The organism is Arthrobacter sp. 10T413_2 (genome assembly GCF_056394205.1).
Genome location: NZ_JBFTHK010000231.1, coordinates 1 through 5517 on the forward strand (window position 1 = coordinate 1; position 5517 = coordinate 5517).

Here is a 5517-nt window from a genome sequence, read left to right on the forward strand (position 1 = left end):
GGCCATCGTGATGTCAATCGTCATCAACCACGGCCAGTCCAGTTTCTGGGGCGGCATCGTTGCCTGCTCCATCTCCATCTCGGTGGTGTTCGTCCCGCAGTACTTCCGCGTCATCCGTGCCGAAACCATCCGGCTGAAGGCAGAGCCGTACGTCGAATCAGCCAAGGTGGTGGGTGCATCCAGCGTCCGCATCATGGGACGCCACATCTTCAAGAACGCGACCCGCACGCTGCCGCTGATCTTCACGCTGAATGCCTCCGAGGCGATCCTGACCCTGGCGGGGCTCGGCTTCCTCGGGTTCGGCATCGAACCGTCCTCCGCCGCCGAGTGGGGCTACGACCTCAACAAGGCCATAGCTGACGCCTCGTCGGGCATCTGGTGGACGGGCGTCTACCCCGGTACGGCCATCGTCCTGACCGTTCTCGGCCTGACCCTCGTCGGTGAGAGCATGAACGATCTCAACGATCCACGGCTCAGGGGCCGCAAGAAAGCCGGAAGCAAGAAGGCTCCTGCCCCCGCCACGCAGGCCGCTCCTGAAGCAGAATCGAGCAGTTCATGACCACCAACATCGACCGGCCGGGCACAGGCTCCGGCCCCGTCCTGGACATCGACCACCTCAAGGTCACGTTCGCAACCGACAGCGGCGACGTCTTCGCCGTCAAGGACGTCAGCCTTGAGGTCAACCCCGGCGAGGTCCTCGCCATCGTTGGCGAATCGGGATCCGGCAAGACCGTGACGGCCAAGACCATCCTGGGGCTCCTGCCGGAAACGGCAACCAGCCAGGGCGCTGTGCTGATCAACGGCAACAACGTCATCACCGTCAGCGCGGCCAAACTGCGGCAGATCCGCGGCCGCGACGTCGCCATGGTGTTCCAGGAACCCTCCACGGCACTCAATCCGGTCTACACGGTCGGCTGGCAGATCGCCGAAGGCATCCGGGCGCACGCCGACACCAGCGGCCACAAGATCTCTGCCAAGGAGGCGAAGGCGCGGGCCGTCGAAGCCCTCCGCAAGGTGGGCATCCCGGACCCGGAGACACGGGTCAACTACTACCCGCACCAGTTCTCGGGCGGCCAGAAGCAGCGCGTCGTAATTGCCGCCGCACTGGCCCTGAACCCTGGCCTCATTGTGGCCGACGAGCCGACGACCGCCCTGGACGTCACCGTCCAGGCGGAGATCCTGGAACTGCTGCGGGACCTGCGCGACAAGTACGGAACGTCCATCGTGCTGATCACCCACAACATGGGCGTTGTCGCCGACCTCGCCGACCGCGTGGTGGTCATGTACCAAGGCGATGTCGTGGAGGAGGCTTCCTCACGGGTGCTGTTCGCCCAGCCCAAGGAGGACTACACCAAGAAGCTCCTGGCAGCCGTCCCGCACCTGGGCCGCAATTCCGCGTCCGAAGGCATGACGGAACGCGCCCACCAGGGCGGCAAAGTGCTGGTCGAGGCCAAAAACCTGACCATCGAGTATCCGGGACGGCTGGGCAGCCCGGCCTTCAAGGCCGTCGACGGCGTCAGCTTCACCGTGTCCGAAGGCGAAGTCTTCGGCCTCGTGGGGGAGTCGGGCTCCGGCAAGACCACGATCGGCCGGGCRATCGCCGGCCTCAACCGGACCACCGGCGGCAGCCTCAAGGTGCTGGGCTACGAAATGCTGAACTTCAAGGAGCGCACCTTCAAACCGCTMCGCAAGGAGATCGGCTTCGTGTTCCAGGACCCGGCTGCCTCCTTCAACCCGCAGCTGACCATCGGCGACTGCGTGGCGGAACCGCTGATCATCCACTCCAACCCGAGCCCGGCCGAGGCGCGCAAGCGGGTGGGTGAGCTGCTCGAATCCGTGCAGCTGCCGGCGTCGTACGCTGACCGGTTCCCGCATGAACTCTCCGGCGGGCAGCGTCAGCGCGCCTMCTTGGCACGGGMGCTCATCCTGAACCCGAAGCTGCTCATCGCCGATGAGCCGACGTCGGCCCTGGACGTCTCCGTGCAGGCCGTGGTACTGGAACTGTTCAAGGAGATCCAGCAGCAGTTCGGCTTCGCCTGCCTGTTCATCAGCCATGACCTCGCCGTCGTGGACATGCTCTCCCACTGGGTCGGCGTGCTCTACAAGGGCAAGATGGTGGAGCAGGGCCTMGGCAACCAGGTCATGGGCAACCMGCAGCACGACTACACGAAGAAGCTCATTGCCTCGCTGCCCGTTCCGGATCCGGACGAACAGGCCAGACGGCGCGAGGCCTTCCGGGCTGTGCTGCACAGCTAACTGCGGAAGCTTGCCGGCCGGACCGCTGCCGGCCGCAGGAGACACCACCAATGGACATGCCCGCCGTTCGCCACGAACGGTGGGCATGTCCATTTTGTGTCCCGCTTTGTTCATGACATTGTGTTMGGCTTGCGCGCGGTTCTTTGCCCGCCAGTCTGCCTCCCTTTTTGCCTGCCTGTTTGCCTGTTCTTTGCCTGCCTCTTTGCCTGCGGCCCCCGCCTGCAACGGTGCTTAACAGCAGAAAGCATTAGCCGGCGTGCCCCTAGACTGGGTCAATGACCGAGCAGAACCTCAATCTTCCTGACACCGATTCCTACGACCCGGCGGCAAGTTCCCTGGCCRGTTCGGTGGATCCTGCGGTGATGGCGGAGCTGTTGTCGATCCGCTCCAGCATCGACAACATCGATGCCACCCTCGTTTTCCTCCTCGCCGAGCGCTTCAAGGCCACCCAGAAGGTCGGCTTCCTCAAGGCCGCGCACAAACTTCCCGCCGGCGACCCCGGCCGTGAAGCGGCGCAGATCGCCCGGCTGCGGCACCTCGCCGCCGAGGCCCATCTGGACCCGGCCTTCGCGGAGAAGTTCCTGAACTTCATCATCGGCGAGGTCATCCGCCACCACGAGGCMATCGCCGAGGACCACCAAGCAGCCGCCCAGGCCTCCGGCCCGGCGGGCGCCGACCGCACCGCAAACGCCTAACCATGGCCGCAGCAGCGTTGCCCACCCCCGGCCAAGTCACCGCGACGGGCCTGGGTCCGTGGCCCGGCGAGGACCCGGCCGAGGCCGCCCGCATCATCMGTGGTGAACTGGGCAGCCCTCACCTGCCGTTCCTGGCCSAGCTTCCCGGCCGCGGCGTCGGCTCCGATGCCCTGGGCCGCACCGCATCCCTGCTTGTGGAACTCGCCGTCGACGTCCAGCCACACGGGTGGCGGCTCGTTGACCGTCCGGGCAAGGACCTGCAACGGGCGAAATCGGCGTTGTCCACCGACATTAACGTCCTGGCGGACGTCATCGGGGCCGAGGAAGCGCCCTCGGACGATATCAAAATCCAGCTGCGCGGGCCGCTCAGCCTGGCCGCCGGCCTCCACCTCCACAACGGGGAGCGGGCACTGATTGACTACGGCGCCCGGCGGGAGATTGCGGAATCGCTCGCAGCCGGCGTGGAAGGCTACCTCAAGCGCGTGGCCGCGGCCGCCCCGGGTGCCCGGATCGTGGTCCAGATCGACGAGCCGGACATCGCCTCCGTGCTGGCCGGCACCATTCCCACCGCCAGCGGGTACCGGACGCTGCGCTCTGTGCCCGGCCGGGAAGTCACCGAGTCCTGGCAGCTGGTCATCGACGCGCTCCGCGCCGCGGGCGCCGTCGAAACCGTGGTGGCCGTCTCCGAGGTCGAGGCGCCGTTTGAGCGGATCCTGGCGGCGGGCGCGGACGGAATCGCCGTCCCGCTCCGGGCACTGACCTCGCGCCAGTGGGAACAGCTCGCCGCCGCCGTGGAGGCCGGCAAAATGCTCTGGGCCGGAGCGCTGGACGTGGCGGACCCCGCCGCGGCGCTGCCCAAGGTCCGCGACGTCGTGGATAACGTGTGGCGGCCCTGGCGGCAGCTGGGTCTTCCCGCATCCACACTGGGCGCCATCAGGGTCACGCCGTCGGAGGGGCTGGCACGGCACTCGCCCGCCGCGGCGACCGCGGTCCTGACCCGGCTGACCCAGGTGGCGGACGGGCTCAACCAGCTCGCCCTCGGCTAGCGGTCCTCCGGGACTCTTGGGACTGGCGGAACTTCCGGGTCAGGCCCTGCTMTCCCAGCCGTCCGGGCGGGCATACCCGGGCAGGTAGCCCGGCGCCGTGGCACCGTCGGGGTAGGGCTCGAGCCGGTAGTCGAAATGGCCGGCGTACACCAGCACCAGGCCGAGCTGGGGCTKGATCACCTTGACCTGGATGCGGTGCCGGCCGCCGTCCTGCGGCTCCCACCACTGCTCGGCATAGGCCTTGGCGTCGAGGGCGGCCGGCAGCGGAATCCGCAGCGGTCCCAGGAACAGGCGGGACGCCTCGGACACGCCGCGGAGCCGGCCTTCCGGCGTGACGCTGAGGTTGAGGTCCGTGACGAGCCGCCGGAACCGGCCGACATAGTCCACGAGTCCCGGCCTGCTCCCGGAGTCGTCAAAGCTCGTGGTGTCGTGGAACAGCCGGGTGGTTCCCGGGAAGAAGATTTCCCGCCGGGCCGTCAGGCTTGACCTGCCGAACGGGTCCAGGTGGGCGTGGTTCTCGATCCGGAAACGAACGCCCTCGCCGTATTCGGGGAAGAAGGCCTGCTCGCCGGCGGTGAGCCGCAGGAGGGGGCGCAGCCAGGCCTGGCGGCAGCCGACGACGTCGAACACCCCCTCGCCGACGCCGTAGTGGCCGGATCCCGGCGCCAGGGAGAAGTACGCTTGGAGTTCCGGCTGCAGTCGGGCAAAGTCACTGCCCAGGGCGCGCTCATAAATGGGGGTGTTCACGGGTTCCTCCTGCGGTCCGGGGCCGGTTCACTGGGCCTGTCCACAGCATGCAGGACAACGCGGCAATTGTCACAACGTTCCGGCGCACCAGCGTGGTCCCGGCGGCCGCGGCACGCCCGCCTGCGCCATGCCGGAGAGCCGCCCGATACGACAAAGAGAAWTCAATGGGGGAATATATAACTATGAAGGCACGCATTCTGGTAGTGGATGATGACGAGGCGCTCGCCGAGATGATCGGTATTGTGCTGCGCAATGACGGCTTTGAACCCGTMTTTTGCGCCGACGGTGGACAGGCGCTGGACGTGTTCCGCTCCTCCAAGCCGGACCTCGTCCTGCTTGACCTCATGCTGCCAGGGATGGACGGCATCGAGGTCTGCCGCCAGGTCCGCGCCGAATCTGACGTGCCGATCGTGATGCTGACCGCCAAAGCGGACACCTCGGACGTCGTCCGCGGCCTCGAGTCCGGTGCCGATGACTACGTGCCCAAGCCGTTCAAGCCCGCCGAGCTCGTGGCCCGGGTCCGGGCACGGCTCCGTCCGGGCGACCAGAAGGCCCCGGAAACCTTGCGGATCGCCGACGTCACGATCGACGTCGCGGGCCACCTGGTCAGCCGCGGCAACGACCGGATTTCCCTGACGCCGCTGGAATTCGACCTGCTCGTCGCCCTGGCCCGCAAGCCGTGGCAGGTGTTCACCCGTGAACTTCTCCTTGAGCAGGTCTGGGGCTACCGGCACGCCGCCGACACCAGGCTGGTCAATGTCCATGTCCAACGG

The 5517-nt window shown here is 67.3% G+C and carries 6 protein-coding genes; 5 read left to right on the top strand and 1 reads right to left on the bottom strand.

The features are described from left to right. The 4 genes from AC1DBQ_RS21220 to AC1DBQ_RS21235 all read left to right on the top strand — a co-directional run. Positions 1-559 (top strand): ABC transporter permease (locus AC1DBQ_RS21220; RefSeq protein ID WP_476930392.1); only part of this gene is annotated, 559 nt, incomplete at its 5' end. Further along, on the top strand, positions 556-2256 hold the full coding sequence (locus AC1DBQ_RS21225; RefSeq protein WP_476930393.1) for an ABC transporter ATP-binding protein: 1701 nt from the start codon (positions 556-558) through the stop codon (positions 2254-2256). The genes AC1DBQ_RS21220 and AC1DBQ_RS21225, both read left to right, overlap by 4 nt. Before the next feature lie 275 nt (positions 2257-2531). Next, complete coding sequence (locus AC1DBQ_RS21230; protein ID WP_476930394.1) at positions 2532-2951, top strand: chorismate mutase; 420 nt, start codon at positions 2532-2534, stop codon at positions 2949-2951. 2 nt (positions 2952-2953) lie between these two features. Then, positions 2954-3997 carry a uroporphyrinogen decarboxylase/cobalamine-independent methonine synthase family protein gene (locus AC1DBQ_RS21235; RefSeq protein ID WP_476930395.1) on the top strand — a complete coding sequence of 348 codons (1044 nt, stop codon included), beginning with the start codon at positions 2954-2956 and terminating at the stop codon, positions 3995-3997. 39 nt (positions 3998-4036) lie between these two features. Here the strand turns inward: AC1DBQ_RS21235 and AC1DBQ_RS21240 are convergent, their stop codons facing one another. Next, complete coding sequence (locus AC1DBQ_RS21240) at positions 4037-4744, bottom strand: DUF4166 domain-containing protein (RefSeq protein WP_476930396.1); 708 nt, start codon at positions 4742-4744, stop codon at positions 4037-4039. Between the two features lie 182 nt (positions 4745-4926). On the opposite strand from AC1DBQ_RS21240, the gene mtrA reads away from it, so the two are divergent. Further along, the coding region (mtrA, locus tag AC1DBQ_RS21245; protein WP_476930397.1) for an MtrAB system response regulator MtrA at positions 4927-5517 on the top strand (591 nt) is incomplete at its 3' end.